20 protein-coding genes and 1 riboswitch are annotated in these 19,376 nt (G+C 58.1%); of the genes, 14 read left to right on the forward strand and 6 right to left on the reverse strand.

Features of this window, described 5'->3' with window-relative positions:
• Nucleotides 1-30: 30 nt before the first annotated feature.
• Nucleotides 31-372, reverse strand: a complete 342-nt coding sequence (locus tag NZD89_RS11170; RefSeq protein WP_268007798.1) for a winged helix-turn-helix transcriptional regulator — start codon at nt 370-372, stop codon at nt 31-33.
• A gap of 185 nt (nt 373-557) precedes the next feature.
• On the opposite strand from NZD89_RS11170, the gene cobT reads away from it, so the two are divergent.
• The 6 genes from cobT (at nt 558) to cobS (ending at nt 6,917) form a co-directional block, all read left to right on the forward strand.
• Nucleotides 558-2,384: a nicotinate-nucleotide--dimethylbenzimidazole phosphoribosyltransferase gene (cobT, locus tag NZD89_RS29305; RefSeq protein WP_326492928.1), complete on the forward strand. Its 1,827-nt coding sequence runs from the start codon at nt 558-560 to the stop codon at nt 2,382-2,384.
• Between the two features lie 83 nt (nt 2,385-2,467).
• A riboswitch (cobalamin riboswitch) is annotated at nt 2,468-2,649 on the forward strand.
• Nucleotides 2,650-2,772: 123 nt separating this feature from the next.
• A complete protein-coding gene (locus NZD89_RS11185) occupies nt 2,773-3,756 on the forward strand; it encodes an ABC transporter substrate-binding protein (RefSeq protein ID WP_268007799.1) in 984 nt (327 codons plus the stop codon).
• Nucleotides 3,753-4,775, forward strand: a complete 1,023-nt coding sequence (locus NZD89_RS11190; protein WP_268007800.1) for a FecCD family ABC transporter permease — start codon at nt 3,753-3,755, stop codon at nt 4,773-4,775. The genes NZD89_RS11185 and NZD89_RS11190 overlap by 4 nt, the downstream gene beginning before the upstream one ends.
• A 5-nt stretch (nt 4,776-4,780) precedes the next feature.
• On the forward strand, nt 4,781-5,602 hold the full coding sequence (locus NZD89_RS11195) for an ABC transporter ATP-binding protein (RefSeq protein ID WP_268007801.1): 822 nt from the start codon (nt 4,781-4,783) through the stop codon (nt 5,600-5,602).
• Nucleotides 5,599-6,144 (forward strand): bifunctional adenosylcobinamide kinase/adenosylcobinamide-phosphate guanylyltransferase, encoded by a 546-nt coding sequence (gene cobU / locus NZD89_RS11200; protein WP_268007802.1) that lies wholly within the window; start codon nt 5,599-5,601, stop codon nt 6,142-6,144. The genes NZD89_RS11195 and cobU overlap by 4 nt, the downstream gene beginning before the upstream one ends.
• 26 nt (nt 6,145-6,170) lie before the next feature.
• Entirely contained in the window at nt 6,171-6,917 is a 747-nt protein-coding gene (cobS, locus tag NZD89_RS11205) for an adenosylcobinamide-GDP ribazoletransferase (protein WP_268007803.1), read from the forward strand.
• Here the strand turns inward: cobS and NZD89_RS11210 are convergent.
• Both NZD89_RS11210 and NZD89_RS11215 read right to left on the reverse strand, forming a co-directional pair.
• On the reverse strand, nt 6,914-7,543 hold the full coding sequence (locus NZD89_RS11210) for a histidine phosphatase family protein (RefSeq protein ID WP_268007804.1): 630 nt from the start codon (nt 7,541-7,543) through the stop codon (nt 6,914-6,916). The genes cobS and NZD89_RS11210 overlap by 4 nt on opposite strands.
• A 1-nt stretch (nt 7,544) precedes the next feature.
• Nucleotides 7,545-8,225 (reverse strand): TIGR00266 family protein, encoded by a 681-nt coding sequence (locus NZD89_RS11215; protein ID WP_268007805.1) that lies wholly within the window; start codon nt 8,223-8,225, stop codon nt 7,545-7,547.
• A 146-nt stretch (nt 8,226-8,371) separates the two neighbouring features.
• Here NZD89_RS11215 and NZD89_RS11220 point away from each other — a divergent pair, with 146 nt between their 5' ends.
• The 8 genes from NZD89_RS11220 (at nt 8,372) to NZD89_RS11255 (ending at nt 15,775) form a co-directional block, all read left to right on the forward strand.
• Nucleotides 8,372-9,292 carry a phosphotransferase gene (locus tag NZD89_RS11220; protein ID WP_268007806.1) on the forward strand — a complete coding sequence of 307 codons (921 nt, stop codon included), beginning with the start codon at nt 8,372-8,374 and terminating at the stop codon, nt 9,290-9,292.
• Between the two features lie 141 nt (nt 9,293-9,433).
• The gene (locus NZD89_RS11225) at nt 9,434-10,777 is read left to right on the forward strand and encodes an acetyl-CoA carboxylase biotin carboxylase subunit (protein ID WP_268007807.1); all 1,344 of its coding nucleotides are present in this window, start codon (nt 9,434-9,436) and stop codon (nt 10,775-10,777) included.
• Between the two features lie 47 nt (nt 10,778-10,824).
• On the forward strand, nt 10,825-11,037 hold the full coding sequence (locus NZD89_RS11230; RefSeq protein WP_268007808.1) for an acetyl-CoA carboxylase biotin carboxyl carrier protein subunit: 213 nt from the start codon (nt 10,825-10,827) through the stop codon (nt 11,035-11,037).
• A gap of 17 nt (nt 11,038-11,054) precedes the next feature.
• Nucleotides 11,055-11,963, forward strand: a complete 909-nt coding sequence (locus NZD89_RS11235; RefSeq protein ID WP_268007809.1) for a hydroxymethylglutaryl-CoA lyase — start codon at nt 11,055-11,057, stop codon at nt 11,961-11,963.
• 60 nt (nt 11,964-12,023) lie between these two features.
• A complete protein-coding gene (locus NZD89_RS11240) occupies nt 12,024-12,803 on the forward strand; it encodes an enoyl-CoA hydratase-related protein (RefSeq protein ID WP_268007810.1) in 780 nt (259 codons plus the stop codon).
• Between the two features lie 50 nt (nt 12,804-12,853).
• Entirely contained in the window at nt 12,854-14,380 is a 1,527-nt protein-coding gene (locus tag NZD89_RS11245; RefSeq protein ID WP_268007811.1) for an acyl-CoA carboxylase subunit beta, read from the forward strand.
• Between the two features lie 33 nt (nt 14,381-14,413).
• Entirely contained in the window at nt 14,414-15,115 is a 702-nt protein-coding gene (locus NZD89_RS11250; protein WP_268007812.1) for a CoA transferase subunit A, read from the forward strand.
• 33 nt (nt 15,116-15,148) lie between these two features.
• Entirely contained in the window at nt 15,149-15,775 is a 627-nt protein-coding gene (locus NZD89_RS11255; protein WP_431308712.1) for a 3-oxoacid CoA-transferase subunit B, read from the forward strand.
• A 225-nt stretch (nt 15,776-16,000) separates the two neighbouring features.
• Here NZD89_RS11255 and NZD89_RS11260 read toward each other — a convergent pair whose 3' ends face one another.
• From NZD89_RS11260 to NZD89_RS11270, 3 genes are all read right to left on the reverse strand, one after another.
• Nucleotides 16,001-17,134, reverse strand: a complete 1,134-nt coding sequence (locus NZD89_RS11260) for an acyl-CoA dehydrogenase family protein (protein ID WP_268007814.1) — start codon at nt 17,132-17,134, stop codon at nt 16,001-16,003.
• A gap of 97 nt (nt 17,135-17,231) precedes the next feature.
• A complete protein-coding gene (locus tag NZD89_RS11265) occupies nt 17,232-17,657 on the reverse strand; it encodes a MaoC/PaaZ C-terminal domain-containing protein (protein ID WP_268007815.1) in 426 nt (141 codons plus the stop codon).
• Between the two features lie 185 nt (nt 17,658-17,842).
• Nucleotides 17,843-19,327: an aminotransferase-like domain-containing protein gene (locus NZD89_RS11270; RefSeq protein ID WP_268007816.1), complete on the reverse strand. Its 1,485-nt coding sequence runs from the start codon at nt 19,325-19,327 to the stop codon at nt 17,843-17,845.
• Between the last annotated feature and the right edge of the window lie 49 nt (nt 19,328-19,376).

Here is a 19,376-nt window from a genome sequence, read left to right on the forward strand (position 1 = left end):
TTATCCGATTTTAGCCGCGAAACAGATGAGTTACACGTCATCCCGATCTGCTTCTTCAGGACACATCCACTCGTCGCCCCATGATTGAACTGCGTCCATCACAGGTGCCAGTGCCGTCCCTTTAGCGGTCAACTCATATTCGATGCGAACAGGGGTTTCAGGATACACATGCCGAGTTAGAATCCCCGCTTTTTCGAGCTCTTTAAACCGCTCTGCAAGCATTCGGTCACTCATGTTCGGAATCATCTCAGATATGTCCTTGAACCGCTTTGGGCCCTGCATGAGGACTCGAATAATGAGTCCTGTCCAGCGCTTGCCAAGCAAGGCGAAGGCTGATTCAAATTTCGGGCACAGCTGTTCATGGTTTCCCATGACCATCATCTCCTAGGAGCTATTCTAACATACAATTCCCCTGGAATGTGTAGGTTTATAGTAACTTTCTATGAACGTAGTCAAAACATGTTGTTATCCGCTAAGGATTGCAGGAAAGGAACCCATCTGTTACATGTAAAGCGATGAATTTCCGTCGAATGTCTGCGACTTGAGGAGAAGATTCTGTGTCTGATCGCGATTTAAATCGAATCACCATACCACTTATCGAACCCGTCCTAGATGCGATGGCCAAGCAGTCGCAGGCGCGTTTGGACAGTCTCACCAAACCGCTTGGAAGCCTCGGCGACCTCGAGCCATTGATTTGCCAAATCGCCGCCATTCAAGGGCGAATCATCCCTGCATTCACCGCGCCGCGCTTCCTCGTGTTCGCGGCGGATCACGGAATCGCGAGAGCCCACGCGATCTCGCGCTACGGATCGGAAGTCACGGAGGAGATGGCGGTCAATATTGCGATGGGGACATCGACCAGTGCCGTATTGGCCAGGCAGTACGGCATGTCGACGCGCGTTGTCGACGTCGGCGTGTTTACAAATGTGCGCCACCCTCGGGTCGTCGTCCGCAAAGTTGGCCGCGGTACGGCAGATTTTAGCGCTGGCCCGGCGATGACCGACGAGCAACTGAGAGAGGCGGTCCAGGTTGGGGTGGACGAGGTGCTCCGGCTCGTCGAACAAGGGTGTGACTGCATCCTCTTGGGGGAAATGGGGATTGGCAACACCTCGTCAGCGAGCGCTTTGACTGCCTGTCTGCTCGAGTTGCCCGTCGATGCCCTCGTCGGCGTGGGCACGGGCATCGACGAAGCGTCGCGCCGATTGAAGCGAGACCTCATTCAAAAGTCGCTCGATTCATGGTGCACGGCGGCATCAACCGCGTCTCCCCACGAACGGTGGCAAAGCGCGATGGCACGGTTCGGAGGTTTTGAACTGGCGGCGATGGCCGGCGCGATGCTCGCTGCAGCCTCGCGGCGAATTCCCGTCGTCCTCGACGGGTTACTCACAGGCGCGAGCGCCTTGTGGGCTGCGAAACTGGATGGCAACGTGAAGGACTATCTGATCGCCGGACATGTATCCCCTGAGCCGGCTCACTCGGCTATCCTGGAGGCACTTGGAAAAAGGCCTTTGCTCAATCTCTCGCTTCGGGTGGGCGAGGGGACTGGCGCGCTGCTCGCCTGGCCCGTGATCACCGGCGCGCTCCGTCTGATGTCCGAGACCGCTACGTTTGAGGATGCCCGAGTCACCAATCCACATGCGGCACAGAGCGAACAATTGACTGCCAGTGCAGCGTCAGCCGAAGGTGCCCAAGTGGGTGACCTGAGCCCGAGTACGCCTGTGGCGCGCGATTTCACGCAGGCAGAAGTGGACGCCGTCTACAAAGCGATTCTCGCGCGCAGAGACATTCGCGTGTTTCTGCCTGACAAACTGCCGGATGACGTCGTCGACCGAATCTTGCGAGCGGGCCACCACGGGCCGTCGGTCGGATACATGCAACCGTGGAATTTCGTCGTCATTCAGGACAAGGAGGTCCTTCGCGCCCTACAGGCGGTCGTGGAGAAGGAGCGCATTCGAGCAGGCGAACCGTACTCGGATGCAAAACGGGACTATTATCTGCGGCTGAAAGTCGAGGGACTCGTGGAAGCGCCCATGACCATCTGTGTCACCAACGACCCAACGCGCGGGGGACCGCACGTGCTGGGGCGCAACACGATTCCAGAGACAGATCTGATGTCGACCGCGTGCGCCATTGAAAACATGTGGTTGGCCGCCCGCGCCGAAGGTGTGGCGATGGGCTGGGTCAGTATCTACGAGAAGGACGACGTGCGCAAAATACTAGGTATCCCAAATCATGTCGATCCCGCCGCACTGCTCACCATCGGCTACACGCCGCACTTTCCGGAGATACCGCTGCTCGAACGCGTCGGTTGGGGAACGCGGCGCGATTTTGCGGAGGTGGTTTTCGAGAACCGCTGGGGTACGCGCCCTGCGCGATCGACCTGAACGGGCTGAGGGCGCTTTGCCCCTGTGAGGGTGGCGCACGCGCGCAATTGACAATTAGGTCATCGCCGCATAGGATGGTTTACGAATTCAATGACTCTTCAGGTGCTCTACCACTGGTAGAGAGAATAGGGAAACCGGTGAAAGTCCGGTGCGGTCCCGCCACTGTAAGCAGTGCACTGCCGCTATCCACTGTGGGTTGCCATGGGAAGGAAGCGGATGGAATTTTGCTGCGAGCCAGGAGACCTGCCTGAAAAGCGCTTGGGCTAACCTTCGAGGAGAGGTTTGTTTGGCTATGGCAAGAGCTGCTTGTCATGACGGACAACTCGCCACAAGGCGAGTGTTTCTTTTTCTCGTCGGGACGCTCCAATTTCTTGGGAGGGTTCCTTGCATGAATCGTACTTATAAAGTTTTGTCATTCCTCGCCTGTGTCGCTGCCATCTCGACGACTGTCGTCGGCTGTGGAACATCCACCACGCAGAACACCGCTGGCAACAGCACGAGCTCGAATGCAGCGAGCACGAAGACAACTGCGTTTCCGGTGACGTTGACGGACGATTCCGGGGCTAAGGTGACGGTGTCCGCAAAGCCAATGCATATCGCTTCGGGAACCGAGGGCACGGACGAAATTCTCTCGGCGCTCGTTCCGAAGTCCCGTATCGCACTCGTCACGAATTACTCGAGTGACCCCACGTACTCGAACGTGGTGGCACAAGTTAAAGGGATTCCTCAGATGGCTGACGCCGACCCTGAAAAAATCCTCTCCGTTCACCCAGACCTCGTACTGCTCGCTTCCTATACGAAGGCGGGCGTCGTCACACAGGTGCGCAACGCGGGCGTGCCCGTCTATGAGTTCAACGATTTCAATTCCGTGAACGACATTGAAAAGAACATCAAGGTCGTAGGGGAGCTCGTCGGCGAGGATGCGAAGGCGACACAACTGGTCAATCACATGAATTCGCAAATCAAGTCGATTCAATCTGCCGTCGCAGGGGACGCGAAACCGACGGTGCTCGACTATAGTTCCTACGGATTCGCCGCAGGGTCAAGCACCACGGTCAATGAGATGATCACCGACGCTGGCGGCACAAATGCCGCTGGTTCGCTCGGCGGTTGGGCAAAAGTCACGGACGAACAACTCGTCAAGATGAATCCGGACGTGATCATCGACTCGAGTGACGACCAGGCGTTTTTGCAAAAGCTTGCGAAGCAGCCCGATTTGCAGTCTATCACCGCCATCAAAGAGCACCATTTGTACTCGATTGACAGTGCCGACCTGTCGAGCGTCTCACAGTCTATCGTCCGGGGTATCGCAGACATTGCGAAGGTGCTGCATCCCAACGCACAAATTCCGGATGTCGCGAGCGAAGAATGATCGCCCGCAGGGGATGGATCGTCTTTGCGGTGTTGATTGTTGGCCTCGTCCTCGCCGTCGTCCTGGAGATGTCCATTGGTCCGATGGCTGTGCCCATCCGCAAGATCATCCCCGACACGTTCGCCTACTTGATGGGACAAGGAGAGCATAACACCGATGCGCTCGTCGTCGGCGCAATCCGTTGGCCGAGGCTGATTGTGGCCCTCTTAGTCGGGGCCGGGTTGGCCGTTTGTGGAACGGTCCTGCAAGCAGTGTTCAAGAATCCGATGTCAGATCCGGGTGTGATTGGCGTGTCGAGCGGCGGCGCACTTGGTGCGGTACTGACGATTCGCCTCGGCATCGGTGCGGCGAGCGTGTGGACGACCCCAATTGGCGCATTTGTGGTGGGATTGGCCGTCGTGATGGCAATTTATCGCTTGTCCACAGTGGGGCGGCGAACGAATTTGTACGCGTTGCTGTTGGCTGGTGTGGCGATGAGCTCGTTGTGCAGCTCTGTCATCACTGCACTGTTGGATTTGGCCCCACTGCAAGTCATGCAACAGATGCTCTTCTGGCTGTTCGGTGGGTTGGACGGCAGCAACTGGAGCGAGGTGCTTCTACTCGCAATTGTCGACGCCATTTGTATCACTGTCTTCGCCTTGATCGCTTGGAGCTACGATATCATGCTGACCGGGGAGGAACACGCACAGGGAGTGGGCGTGCCGGTCCAGCGTATGAAACAAGTGACTCTTGGCCTCTGTGCGCTCCTGGTCGGCGTCTGCGTGAGCACGACAGGGGTCATCTCGTTCGTCGGGCTAATCGTTCCGCACGTGCTGAGACACTTCCTCGGGTCGAAGCATCGGGTGCTCATCCCTGCAGCGGCCCTCGGTGGAGGCATCCTGTTGGCTTTATCCGATCTCGTCGCGCGCACCATCTTCGCCCCAGTGGAACTGAGCGTCGGGATCGTCACCTCGTTTCTCGGCGCACCGTTCTTTCTGTACCTGCTATTTCAACGCCAGAGAAAGTGGCAAAGGGGTTGATGGGCATGCCGATGTTGACGCTCGAATCAGTCGCGCAATCGCCTATTTTGTCTGATGTGACGGCCTCATTTGAAGCGGGGCGAGTCGTCGGCCTCATCGGGCCGAACGGGGCGGGAAAGTCGACCTTGCTGCGCACTATCGCCGGGCTCTTGCCGCCGACTGGCGGGGCGGTTTGCGTCGACGGTGCAGACATTCACCGGCTGTCGCCGCGCCGACGGGCACAGCGCGTCGCGTATTTGCCACAGAGCCTGGCGGAAGACATTCCATACACCATCCGCGAGTTTGTCGAAATGGGGCGCTACAGCCACGGGCGGCTGTGGGCGGGGGCGAGGCGCGTTGCCGACGTCGACCAGGTGCAGCAGGCCCTTGACCAGATGGGGCTGCAGGCGCTCCAGGACGCCCCTTTACAGCGGGTGTCCGGCGGCGAGCGCCAACGAGCGGGGATCGCCCGTTGCCTCGCTCAGGAAAGTCGTGTGATGCTGCTTGACGAACCTATCTCGAACCTCGACATCTACTATCAGTTGGACATTATGACGCAGTTGACCCGCCTCGCGAGCCGTGGGCATCTCATTCTCATCGCCATTCACCATCTGGAGTTTGCCTTGCGGTTTTGCGACGAGTTGCTCGTCATCTCGGACGGACAGCTCTATGCGCAAGGGGAGACAGGACAAGTGTTTACTTCGGCGATGGTTCGCGACGTGTTTGGCGTCGAGGCGACCATCTTTCTCGATCCTGTACAACAACACGCTCGTCTAAGCCTATCCTCCGCCGAGGAGGGACCGCTTGTTCCGCTTGGCGAGCGACTAGTGGGGGGACGTCGCGAATGACGGTTTTCTTTGTGACGGGTGGGGCCCGCAGTGGCAAAAGTCGGTTTGCACAACATCTCGCCACCAAATTGGGCGAGGGGAAGAACGTCATCTTTGTCGCGACGGCGCCTGCGGTCGACGACGAGATGGTGGAGCGCATAGAACGCCATCGGCGCGAGCGACCGGTTGAATGGGTGACCGTCGAGGAGCGGCTCGACGTCGTGAAGGTACTCGAGGAACGGCGTCACGACGTGTATCTCATCGATTGTCTCTCGCTCCTCCTCAACAACTGGATGTACGACTTGAAGTTGACAGAGGATGTGTTCAAGGATTTGACGCACCGGCTCATCACTTGCTTGTCGAGCACGGAGTTGGACGTCGTGCTCGTCTCCAATGAGTTGGGGCTCGGCCTCGTGCCGGCCGATAAACTTAGCCGACAGTATCGGGACTGGCTCGGATGGTTGAACCAAGCAGTCGCCAAAGTCGCCGACAGCGTGTACTTGGTGGTGAGTGGAGTCGCAATCGATTTGAAACAGCTCCCGGGGAGCGCTTGGGACTTTTAGGTCGGCCATTTCGAAAGGGGAACGAGATGCGTCAAATGTACCGCTCACTCGTTTGTGCGTGGCAATTTTTCACCATCATTCCGGCGCCAGTTATCGCTGCGCCAACCGATAAAGACGTCGTCCGCAGCGCCTACTTCCTACCGATTGTAGGCGTCTTCCTAGGCGCTATCCTCGCCGTGGTCCGATGGCTTCTCGCGATGGTCATGCCCCTTTCTGCGGCGACGTTCGTCGCGCTCACGCTCTCCACCTTGGCCACCGGTGCCTTGCACGTGGATGGCCTCATGGACACTGCCGACGCAGTGGGGAGTCGCAAGCCCCGCGAGGAAGCCTTGGCGATTATGAAGGACAGTCGCGTCGGGGCGATGGGCGCCATCGCCGCCGTCTTGTTGCTCGCGGGCAAATGGATTGCGATGTCCGCGCTGCCGACGCCAGCGGTGTGGGTGTTTCTGTTCGTCCCTGCGCTTAGCCGCCTGGCGATGTTGTGGGCCATGCGCCTCGCTCCGGCCGCCAGACCCGGAGGCCTTGGGGCGATGTTCGCCAAGCGCGTGCGGTTGACCCCCATCGTCGCGCTGACGGCGGGAGTTTTTGCGTGTGCCTTAGCGACGATGCCATGGGTTTTAGTGCTTGGGTTGTTTGTGGCCTTTGCGGTCGTCCTGTACCTCACTACGAACGCATTTTGTCGCCGATTTGGCGGGATGACCGGCGACACCTACGGCGCCTTGGCTGAGTTGATGGAGTGGGTCCTCTACTTCGTGGCCATCTCCCTCAGTTAGCGCACGTCTGATTGCAAGTGTGCCGTGTCGCCCCACCGCACGATACTCCAGTTGTCCCCCGTGTGCTGCAGAACGGAAAAGCTGGCGTGTTTGGGCTGATGGAGTCGGAAATGACCAAGTGGTTCACCGAGGTGCTGTGATTTCCAAAGCCCCAGCAACGCCCCGTGTGTCACCATACAGACCGTTTGTCGATCGTGGCGAGATTGCACATCTTTTAGCACCGCGTTCATGCGCATCACCGCATCCGACCACCGCTCGCCTTGGGGAAACGAAAAATCGGTGGAATTCGGGTCAAGCGCGGCGTCAAACTGCGCCTTGTAGCGCTCATAGGCGGTGAACGAAGACATTCCGTCGACGACGCCCAGGTCTAGCTCGGAGAGTCGCGCGTCGATGACCAGCGAATCCGCTTGCCGTCCGCGCAGGATACGCTTTGCGGTCTCTCTCGCGCGCAACAGGGGACTCGTCATCACGACGTCAAAGGGTATCCCGATGAGCGCGTCGGCGAGCGATTGCGCCAGAAGAGATCCCCGTGCGTGAAGCGACGGGTCCGTTCGCCCCAACATGACATACGTGTCGTTTTGGTGTGTCGGTGCGTGACGGATGAGGATGACGGTGGTACGCCCCATGTTATTCTCTTCCCGATCTCATGTAGTCGCCGAGGACGTGGGCGAGGTTGTGGATGGTCACGGAGTGCAGCCACACCCTTCCTGGACCGGTCAATCGTACGAGATACAACCCGTCTCCACCGAAAAACATGTTGGTCACGCCCTGCATCCGCTGCACCCGATAATCGACGTCCCCCGTGAAGGCCGCGATGTGGCCTGGATGGACCAAAATACCTTCCCCGCGCGCCAAATCCTGATGGACGACCTCGCCATCGACGGAGATAAAGCCTGTGCCTTCACCTTCGAGATAGGTGAAGACGAGGCCGTTTCCACCCAAAAAGCGGCCGATGTTCAAGGTCGCTTCCACCCCGAAATCAACCGAGTCCTCGGCGCACAAGAATGCGTGCCGCTGAACGATCATCCGACCGTATTGACGCAGGGGGATGGCGAGAATGTGTCCTGGCATGCGCGTCGTGAAGCGGACTGTCTGGACGTCGTGCGTTGCCTCAAAGTAATTCAGCATGATACTATTGCCGCTAAACGCGCGGCGAAGCATGCCGCCGAGCCCACCTGGGGCGTGTGTTTCCATGTTCGTTCCTGGGGTCATGCTCAAAAGGCATCCTGTCTCCGAAAATAAGCGGTCCCCTGGGGACAACCTGACCTCCAACGTCTGCATGGTGCTACCGTGAATTTGATATTCCATCGTCACCGCTCCTTCAGCCCGGGGATATGTATACATGCACCAGTTCAGCATGTTTGATCCTATCATGGATAGCTGCAGACCATCACTAATTTTTTCACGTGAATGGGCGTAGCCCCGTTGCGAATCAAACGAATGGGGGAATCGGCTTGAGCCGGCAATGGTCTGAGGAAATCGCCGTGTCGACCGAAGTGGCCAAGGAACTTATTGAACGTCAGTTTCCACAACTCGCACCTGCCGCCGTCGAGCACGCCGGCCAAGGTTGGGACAACCACGTCTTTCTCGTCAATGACCACCTGGTGTTCCGGTTTCCACGAAGAAAACTCGGCGTCTTGTGTCTCGAAGAGGAATTGCGCTGTCTCCCGCAGATCGCGAAGCGATTGTCCGTGCCTGTGTCCAACCCGCTGTTTATCGGTGAACCAAGCGAGCTTTATCCGCATCCGTTCGCGGGATACGAGAGACTTCGCGGGAACCCCGTTCACGAATGTGCGCCAACGAGGGCGATGAGAGCGAAGCACGCGGCGGAGTTCGCGGCGTTCCTCCGGGGACTTCACGACATTTCAGTAGAGGACGCGCAGGCCTTTGGCGCATCGTCTGACATAATTGGGCGCATGAACCTCGACAAGCGCATCCCTCAATTCCAAGATTACGCGAAAGAGGCGGTCGAGCAGGGGCTGATTCAGGATGCGGCACCACTGCAAAGGCTAGTGGAGGCGATCCCGTGCTCTGCGGACGTCGAGCACAGAGAGTGCGTGGTCCACGGCGACCTCAATTTTCGCAACTTCTTGGTCGATGGGGAGGGGCGACTTCAGGGCGTGATCGACTGGGGGGACGTACACATCGGCCATCCAGCGGTCGACCTGGCCATCATGTACAGCTACGTGCCGGAGGAAGGTCGCGCTTTGTTTCAATCGGTGTACGGCGAGATAGATGACCAGACGCGTGCCCTCGCGCGCTTTCGGGCGGTATACACCAGTCTCTACATTCTCATTTACGCCTACGACATCCACGACGATGCGCAAGTTCGCGAGGCGCGTGAATCGCTTCAACTGGCGCTCGAGGGCGCGTGAAGAAGGACGAACGAGCGCGGGGAGGGTTCCCCGTGCTCGAGACGCGACCGACGGTTCTCTGTTCGTTTTTTGTATTTTCGAACATTTTACAGAAGTGTGTTCAAATTGATATGATCGGTGTGAATCTGGGGGTGGGGAGCCGTGTTTCAAAAGGTCCTGATTGCCAACCGGGGCGAGATTGCGCGCCGAATCATCCGTTCATGTAAGCGCTTTAATATTTCTACTGTCGCTATCTATTCCGATGCCGACGCCGACGCAACCCACGTTCGCGAGGCGGATGAAGCAGTCCGTATCGGCCCGCCTCCCGTCGCCAAGAGCTACTTGCAGGCAGAGGCGATTGTCCGAGCCGCGGTGGACGCGGGCGCCGACGCCGTTCATCCAGGGTATGGCCTCCTGAGCGAGAATCCGGCGTTCGCGCGGCTTGTCGAAGCCGCAGGGCTGACATTTATCGGTCCGACGTCGGATGCCATCGAAGCGATGGGCAGCAAGGTCAACGCGCGCATGCTGATGGCACAGGCGGGCGTGCCGACGGTGCCAGGCTCGCTAGGCGCCGTGGCGAGCGTGGAAGAGGCCCGACGAGTCGCGGACGACATCGGTTACCCGGTCATGGTAAAGGCGTCGAGTGGCGGCGGGGGCATCGGTATGCAACTTGTCCACACTCCCGAGGAGCTAGAGCGGGCATTCACGTCAAACCAAGCGCGAGCAGAGTCCTATTTCGGCAGTGGGGAGATGTTTCTCGAGAAGTACGTCGCAAGTCCACGTCACGTCGAGATCCAGTTGCTGTTTGATGCGCACGGGAACGGTGTGTACCTGTTTGAGCGCGAGTGCTCTATCCAGCGCCGGAATCAGAAGGTGATCGAAGAGGCTCCATCCACCTTTTTGACCGAAGAATTGCGCGAAGCGATGGGAGAAGCCGCATTGTCGGCCGGGCGGGCGATTGGCTATCGCAATGCAGGAACTGTGGAATTTTTAGTCGATGCCAACCGCAACTTCTACTTTCTCGAGATGAATACGCGACTTCAGGTCGAACACCCAGTCACCGAAATGGTGACCGGACTCGATCTCGTCGAGTGGCAGCTCCGCATCGCACACGGCGAGGCACTCGGCTTCACGCAGTCACAACTTCAGTGCAGCGGACACGCCATTGAGGCTCGGCTCTACGCCGAAGATCCGGTTCGCATGCTGCCGTCGCCGGGAACCATCACGGCACTCACACTCCCTGTCGGCGAAGGGGTGCGCAACGACGTATCCGTGGAAGGTCCTGCGACCATCACGCCGTTTTACGATCCGATGATCGGCAAACTGATCATTCACGCGGACAGTCGTGAAAACGCTATCAAAAAGTTGAGTGAGGCGCTTTCTGCATATCGCATTGAGGGCATCAAGACAAATTTGCCTTTGTTGCGCGAGATTGCGACCTCAGCGGCGTTTTTCAAAGGCGAGACCACGACCGATTTCATCGCAAATCTTCAGGCATCAAAGTAGCGCCTCGGACATAAGAGGCCATAGAACGGTGAAGAGGTGACTATGAGATGGCACAAGTAGTAGCGGATATGGCAGGCACCGTGTATCAAGTGCTCGTGGTGGAAGGGGATCAGGTTTTTGACGGACAGGACGTCGTCGTCCTCGAGTCGATGAAGATGGAAGTCCCCGTGTCGTCGACGAGCGCCGGCAGGGTGGCGGCCATCCACGTGCAGCCGGGTGATTTTGTCAACGAGGGCGACGTTCTGCTCGAGGTCGAATAGTGCTGGGGGCGGTCTACGTGGAGCACAAAAGAGTCTCTGTAGTCGAGGTGGGCCCGCGGGACGGGTTGCAGAACGAAGCGCACACGGTGTCGACACAAGACAAGGTGGCGTTTGTCGATCGGCTCGCAGACGCCGGCTTCCGGCGCATTGAAGTCAGTTCGTTCGTGGCGCCCAAATGGATTCCCCAGCTCGCGGACGCACAGGAGGTATTTGCCGGCATTCACCGCCGTCCGGGCGTCGAGTACAGCGCGTTGATTCCGAATGTCCGAGGTATGGAACGCGCCCTAAGGTGTGGTATCGACGCCGCCCACGTGTTCATGTCGGCGAGCGAGACGCACAATCGAAAAAACGTTAACAAGAGCATCGAGGAGACGTTTTCCGCCTTACGTCCCGTCATCGATTTGGCCCATACAGAGCACCTACCTGTTCGCGGTTACGTCTCCACCGCGTTTGGCTGCCCGTATGAAGGGCGAGTCCCAGCGGAGCAGGTGATGGACGTGGTGAAAAGGCTCGTCGACCTCGGCGTCGACGAGATCTCCTTGGGGGACACCATCGGCGTGGCCGTTCCTACACAGGTCACCGGATTGCTGGCGGGACTCGCAAAGGTCCTGCCGATCTCCCGCATCTCGTTACACTTACACGACACCAGGGGGACGGCGATGGCCAACGTGTTGGCTGGGCTGCAGGCCGGTGTGACGTGTTTTGACGGATCGCTTGGAGGACTCGGGGGCTGTCCCTACGCGCCGGGCGCCTCCGGGAACCTGGCCACGGACGACTTGCTCTACTTTCTCACGCAAATGGGGTACGAGACTTGCGTCGACGAGGGGAAGTTGGCTGAGACGGCCGCTTGGTTCGAAAGCGTGATGCAGAAACCGCTGCCGAGTCATGCGCGAAGCATCGCCCGCAAAGCGTCGGGCTCAGCCTAGGGCAGTGATGGCATCTCGCCATCCAGTAGCGGAAAGCGAAGGCAAAAGGAGCGTGCTGGCATGGATTCGCTGGTTCTGAGAAGCGAACGCGACCCCGGGATCGTCATTCTACAGTTGAATCGAGAAGAAGCCGCCAATGCCTTATCCACGGCACTCCTCGAGGCGTTCATCGGCCATGTGGAGGATCTCCGCAACAGTGACGCGCGGGTGGTCATTGTGACGGGGAGTGGTGAAAAGGCGTTTTGTGCGGGTGCAGATTTGAAAGAGCGGCAGGGGATTCCGAAAGCGCAGGTGCGGTTTGCAGTCGATAGGATTCGTCGAGCTGTCGAGGGAGTGGCAACTTTGCCGATGCCGGTTATCGCTGCCGTCAACGGCGTCGCCTTCGGCGGGGGAACCGAACTCGCTCTCGCCGCGGACATTCGCATCCTCTCGGAGAACGCCAAGATGGGGCTCACGGAGACGAGCCTCGCTATCATTCCGGGTGCGGGTGGGACGCAACGCCTCGCGCGCTTGGTAGGCATTGGAAAAGCAAAGGAATTGATTTACACGGCGCGTCGAATCGATGCGCAAAACGCGCTCGCCATAGGCCTCGCCAACGCCGTCGTGGCTCAGCCACAACTCATTCCGGCGGCCATTTCGATGGCGCAGGAGATTGCCGCCAATGGACCGATTGCGGTGCGGCAGGCTAAGTTGGCGATCGACGGAGGCATGGATGTGGCCCTTCATTCGGGGCTGTTGTTGGAGCAAGCCGCGTACGACACGTTGATTCCAACGCAGGACAGGGTGGAAGGGCTACAGGCGTTTGCTGAAAAGCGGCGACCCAATTATCGAGGACGTTGACCGAGCACAAAGCCCTACCACTGGGGCGTTACGTTACAGGGGGCGATAACATGGCAGAGGACCGCTTTGATGGGGTGAAGCAGCGCATCCTCCAAGGGGGAGCAGCGAAGTATCACGAGAAGAACGCCGAGGCCGGTAAGCTGTTTGTTCGCGATCGGCTGCGCTTGTTGTTCGACGACGACATCTCGTTCGAAGACGGATTATTTGCCAACGCGCTGGCAGAGGGCCTGCCGGCAGACGGCGTCGTCACGGGCATCGGTCGCGTGGGCGGTCAGGATGTGGCCGTGATGGCCAACGACAGTACAGTGAAGGCCGGGAGTTGGGGAGCGCGGACCGTCGAGAAGATCATTCGAATCCAAGAAACGGCCGAGAAGCTCCAGATTCCACTGATCTACTTGGTCGACTCGGCGGGTGCGCGGATCACGGATCAGGTGGACATGTTCCCGGGTCGTCGCGGCGCCGGGCGCATCTTCTACAACCAGGTGCGGCTCTCGGGCATGATTCCGCAAGTGTGCATCTTGTTTGGACCATCCGCGGCGGGTGGCGCGTACATCCCGGCGTTTTGCGATATTGTCATCATGGTGGACAAGAACGCGAGCATGTATTTGGGGTCTCCGCGGATGGCGGAGATGGTGATAGGGGAGAAAGTCACGCTCGAAGAGATGGGTGGCGCACGCATGCACTGTACGGTCAGTGGGTGTGGCGATGTGTTGGCGAACTCCGAAGAGGAAGCCATTGCCCTTGCGCAAAAATACCTGCGCTACATGCCCGCGAATTACAGGGCGCTTCCCCCACGGGAAGAGGAGAAGGCGCCGAAGGCGTTCGCGAAACCGATACGAGATATCATCCCAGCCAACCAAAATGCTGCCTTCAATATGTACGACTTGATTCAACGCTTGATTGACGAAGACTCCTGGTATGAGATCAAGGGCTTGTTCGCCAAGGAGATCATCACAGGCTTTGGGCGCCTGTGCGGCCAAGTCGTCGGCGTCATCGCCAACCAGCCGCGCGTCAAGGGCGGCGTACTGTTTGTAGACTCGGCAGATAAAGCTGCGCGGTTCATCACGTTGTGTGACGCGTTTTCCATCCCACTTCTGTTCCTCGCCGACGTGCCTGGGTTTATGGTGGGCACTGCCGTCGAACGCGCGGGCATCATCCGGCACGGGGCTAAACTCATCGCGGCCATGTCGGAGGCGACCGTGCCGAAGGTGAGCGTCATCGTCAGGAAGGCCTACGGCGCAGGTCTGTACGCGATGGCGGGTCCCGCCTTTGAACCGGACGCAGTTCTCGCATTGCCGACTGCGCAGATTGCCGTGATGGGCCCGGAGGCAGCGGTGAACGCGGTCTACAGCAACAAGATCTCCTCTCTGCCAGAGGCCGAACGCGAGGCATTCGTTCAAGAAAAGCGCGAGGAGTATCGCCAGGACATCGACATCTACCGCTTGGCGGCGGAGCTCATCGTCGATGGGATCGTCCAGCCTGAAGACCTTCGTGACGAGCTGATTTGGCGCTTTCGCGCGTATGCAACCAAAGATCAGTCTTTTTCGCGTCGGAAACACGCGGTGTATCCAGTTTGAGGCAAATCCTGTCCATCAAAAGGAGTGTGTCACGTGGCGAGTACGAAGATCGTCCAGTCTTTTGCGGAGGCCATCGAGGGCATCGAGGATGGCATGACGCTGATTGTCGGCGGGTTTGGTCTCTGTGGAATTCCAGAGAATACCATCCGAGCGCTGTGTGCGAAAGGGACGAAAGACTTGACCGTCGTCAGCAACAACTGCGGCGTCGACGATTTTGGCCTCGGTCTGCTGTTGAAAAACAAGCAAATTAAGAAAATGGTGTCCTCATACGTCGGAGAGAATAAAATCTTTGAACAGCAGTTTCTCTCCGGAGAACTCGACGTGGAACTCGTGCCACAAGGAACGTTGGCGGAGCGCATCCGATCCGGCGGCGCAGGCATTCCCGCCTTCTACACGCCGACAGGCGTCGGCACGCCCGTCGCAGAAGGCAAGGAGACGCGCGTATTCAACGGCCGTCCGTACCTGTTGGAGACGGCTATCACGGGGGATTTCGCGCTGGTGAAGGCGTGGAAAGCCGATCCGCTCGGCAACCTCGTCTACCACGACACGGCTCGCAACTTTAATCCGCTCGCCGCTATGGCCGGAAAGACAACGATTGCGGAAGTCGAGGAGATGGTAGACGTGGGTGAGCTTCCTCCGAACGATATTCATACGCCAGCTATCTTTGTGCAGCGATTGGTGGTCGGCGAGCGTTTTGAAAAGCGCATCGAAAAGAAAACGGTTCGCGCGCGGTAAGGGGGAAGCCACGTGGATATTCGACGGGAATGGATGATTGCCCGCGCAGTGCGGGAAATCGAGGATGGGATGTGCGTCAATCTCGGCATTGGAATGCCTACGCTGCTCGCCAACTACACATTCGACAAAAAGGACGTCTTACTGCAGTCGGAGAATGGACTTCTTGGCATCGGGCCGTATCCGTACGAAGGACAGGAGTATGCGGACCTGATCAACGCCGGCAAGGAAACGGTCACGGCCGTGCAGGGGGCATCGTTTTTTGACAGTGCCGAATCGTTTGCCATGATTCGCGGTGGGCACATCGATCTCGCCATCCTCGGCGGTATGGAAGTCTCCGAACAGGGAGATCTCGCCAATTGGATGATTCCTGGAAAGATGGTGAAGGGCATGGGCGGCGCGATGGATTTGGTCACGGGCGCCAAGCGCGTCGTCGTCATGATGGAACACGTGAACAAGCATGGAGAGTCGAAGGTCAAACGCGCCTGTTCACTGCCTTTGACGGGACAGCGCGTCGTCCATCGCCTGATCACGGACCTGGGGGTTTTCGATTTTACACCACAAGGCATGGTGCTCATCGAGACGCGGGACGGTGTGACCGTCGATGAGGTGGCAGAGCATACAGAGGCGAGATTTCAGGTCCTGTACGACGGCCAAGGCTAACGGTTAGTCAAGGTGGGTGATGAAACGTACCATATCGGTCGGTGCGGCGACGGCAATTGCTCAGCGCCAGACAAACTCCATATCGGAGATGAAGCATCACCACGAGAGGCAGATAAGTAGCAGGGGAAAGACCCTCGTCCTAGCGGGTGGGGGTCCCTCCTAAAAACGATTCAGCGAAGCGAGAAGTCGACTCAACTTCCCGCAGATGTCTGAGTGCGCCTGCGCCTAGCAACCTAATTGACGTGCGATCACAAGGCGCTGGATTTCCGACGTACCTTCTCCAATCTCTATCAACTTTGCGTCCCGCAGATGCCGCTCTACAGGAAACTCCTGCATATACCCATTGCCCCCCAGAATTTGAATGGCATCGTTACAGGTGCGTGTGCACATCTCTGACGAGAACAGCTTGGCGAACGCTGCCTCCTTGGTGTATGGGCGCCCTTGGTCGTAGAGCCAGGCGGCTTTGAGGTAGGTGGTGCGGGCGATATCGAGATGCATGGCCATGTCCGCAAGCTTATGCTGGATAGCTTGGAACTTGGAGATGGACTGACCAAATTGGATTCGGCCTTTCGCGTAATCGAGGGCTGTGTCAAACGCCGCCTGGGCGATGCCCACGGCCAACGCCGAGATAGCCACGCGCCCGTTGTCGAGTGTCGATAGAAATTGGCGAAATCCGTGGTGCAAAGGCCCAAGTAGGTTCTCGCGGGGGATGCGAACGCCTTCGAGGATGAGCTCAACTGTGTTCGACGCGCGCATGCCCATCTTTTCGTACGGCTTGCCTACGGAAAAGCCAGGCGTATCGGTTGGGACGATAAACGCGCTGATGCCTGTTGACGCTTTGTCGGTCAGGGCCGTGAGCACCACCGTCTTGGCATACCCTCCGTTGGTGTTAAAGATCTTGTTGCCGCTGATCACCCACTCGTCCCCATCCAGTTGAGCGGTTGTTCGGGTTCCCTTCGCATCTGAACCCGCCGTACTCTCCGTCAAACCAAAACTCCCCAGCCCCTCTCCGCTCGCGAGTGGGACCAGATAGGTTTGCTTCTGGGCTTCTGTACCGAAATGAAGAATTGGCATACAGGCGAGGGAGATGTGCGCCTCGTAACTCAATCCCGTCCCGCCGCAGGCCCGGCCAATTTCCTCCACGGCTAGGCAGTAACTCACCATATCAGCGCCAGCGCCGCCGTATTCCTCCGGAATGGGCAGCCCTAGAAAGCCCAATTTGCCCATTTTCTCAAACGTCTCCAGCGGAAAGCGTTCGGTTTTGTCCAGCAGGGCGGCCTGCGGTGCGATTTCTGACTGTGCGAACGCCCGTACGGCTTCGCGGATTCGCGCTTGTTCCTTGCTCAACTCAAAGTCCACGGTGTCTCCTCCTCATATACACAGTAGATGAACGAGAAAGCACAATTATGAAAGCGTTATCATCGTTGCTGCAGAACACCTCTCGGCTACAACGGAACTAGACTCGGACGAGCACTCGCATCGACGCCTGGGAAAACGGTTTGTCGTCCGATTTCTTGCCGGTGAGTTGGACTGTGACAAGTCCTGTATTGCCACCAGGGCTTTTCACCTTTTCTGCGATTTGAAATTCACCGTAGATCTCATCTCCCGGATAGACAGGTCGCGACCAACTGACTTCAATCCCAAGCCCACCGAGAATGTCGTCTCCGAAGTAGCCCATTTTGACCCACTCTGCGTTGAGCAGGGCGACCGAGTGCATACCTGAAGCGACAATCCCTTTGAACAGGCCGCTTTTCGCCTTTTCCGCGTCAACGTGAAAATATTGAGGATCATACCGCTCTGCAAAGGCGATAATTTCCTCGAGCGACACTACGACCTTCGGGGTGACGTATACCGTTCCGACTTCATATTCGTGAAACCTCATGGATGCACCCCCACTGCGGTAGAAAGCGATTTCAATCATCTGTGGTTAGGTTAATGCATCTCGACGGGATTAACAAGCGAACGTTTGGTTGATGTGCGCCAGGTGTGCGGCCTGCCGCACGAAACGCAGGCAAAGGAGGTTGTATATCCCCCCTGTGCCTGCGTTTGAGGACAACGACAACTTGGTCAAATGACGGGCATGAAGGGGCGGGACTGGCCCATAACCGCCTCTCTCATCAACGCGCACAGTTCGCGAATGGCTCGTACGAGTTCGTCGTCCTCGAGGTACGAGAAGCTGATACGCAGGTGATGGTAGACGAGATCTCCGTTATAACATGCGGAACCTGGCAGAAAGGAGATGCCTTTGCGCATCGCTTCGACGAGTAGCACATCGGTGTTGACGTGATCCGGCAGCGTGACCCAAATACTGTAGCCGCCCTCGGGACAATTCCAGGTCACCCCGGCCGGAGCGTGATGAGCGAGTGTCTGCAGGGCGAGATCGCGTTTGATTCGCAGTGCATTGGCTATTGTCTCGATCCGGCGATGTCGCTGTGAATCGACCAGACAGTGCTCGACGAGGCGCTGGGTGATGAGGGGACTGCCGAGATCGGAAACTGATTTAGCGGCGACTAACCGGTTGCGCACACTGCCGGACGCCACGACGGCGGCGAGCCTGCAACCGGGGAGAAAGACCTTGCTAAACCCTCTCACATAGACGACGTGACCACCGTCGTCGCCCGCGCGCAACGGCGGAGGGACGGGGACGCCAAAAGAACAATCGGAAAAAGAATCGTCCTCGAGGATAAGGCATTGGTAACTAGTAGCGATGTCGAGGAGTGCGCGCCGTCGCTGTTGACTCATGACGACGCCGGTTGGATTCTGAAACGCCGGCATCGAATAAATCAGTTTCGGTGCTTTGATATCGCACTGTTTCAGCAACAAATCGGTTCGTAGCCCCTGATTGTCCAGGGGAATAGAGACGACATTGGCCCCACACGCGCGGAAGACGTCGAGCGCTCCAGCGTAGGTCGGCGCCTCGACGACCACCACGTCGCCAGGACCGAGGAAGGTGCGAGCGACGATATCAATCGCCTGTTGTGCGCCGTTGGTGATGAAGATTTCTTCGACGTCGACAGAGAGGCCGGCTTCTCGGAATTCAAGCGCAAGTCGCGCGCGCAGCGAAGGGAGCCCTTCGACCGGACCGTATTCGGTGAGCATGGCTGGCGTTTCCACGATGGAGGTGTAGAGATTTACTGGGAGTGACGACGCCGACAGGGAGGGGCAGAGAGCGGCCATCGATAATTTCAAGGGAGTCTCATCGACACTTTCCGTGTGCTGGCGGAACACTGCCGCCCGCGGCAGGTAATCGGCGAGGAGTAACTGCCAATCGAAGCGCTGTTGTGGCACGGCTGACTGAATCGGCTCATGTGGTGGCGTGCGCGTTCGCACATAGGTGCCTTTTCCCTGAATTCGCTCGACGAATCCCCTTTGCTCTAGTAACCGATAAGCTTGCACCACCGTAACGAGGCTGACGCCAAGCCTATCCGCCAGGGCCCGCACGGACGGCAACTGCGTCTGGGAAGCCAGCATTCCCGTCTGAATGCGCTCGGAAATCTCGCGGACGATTTGCTCCGTCAATGGTACATCCGACTTTCGCCGCACCTCGAACATGGAATCCACCTCCAGCTGGTGTTATAGTCACTGTTTTACTGTTATAGCG

This window comes from Alicyclobacillus fastidiosus (genome assembly GCF_026651875.1).
Classification (GTDB): domain Bacteria; phylum Bacillota; class Bacilli; order Alicyclobacillales; family Alicyclobacillaceae; genus Alicyclobacillus; species Alicyclobacillus fastidiosus.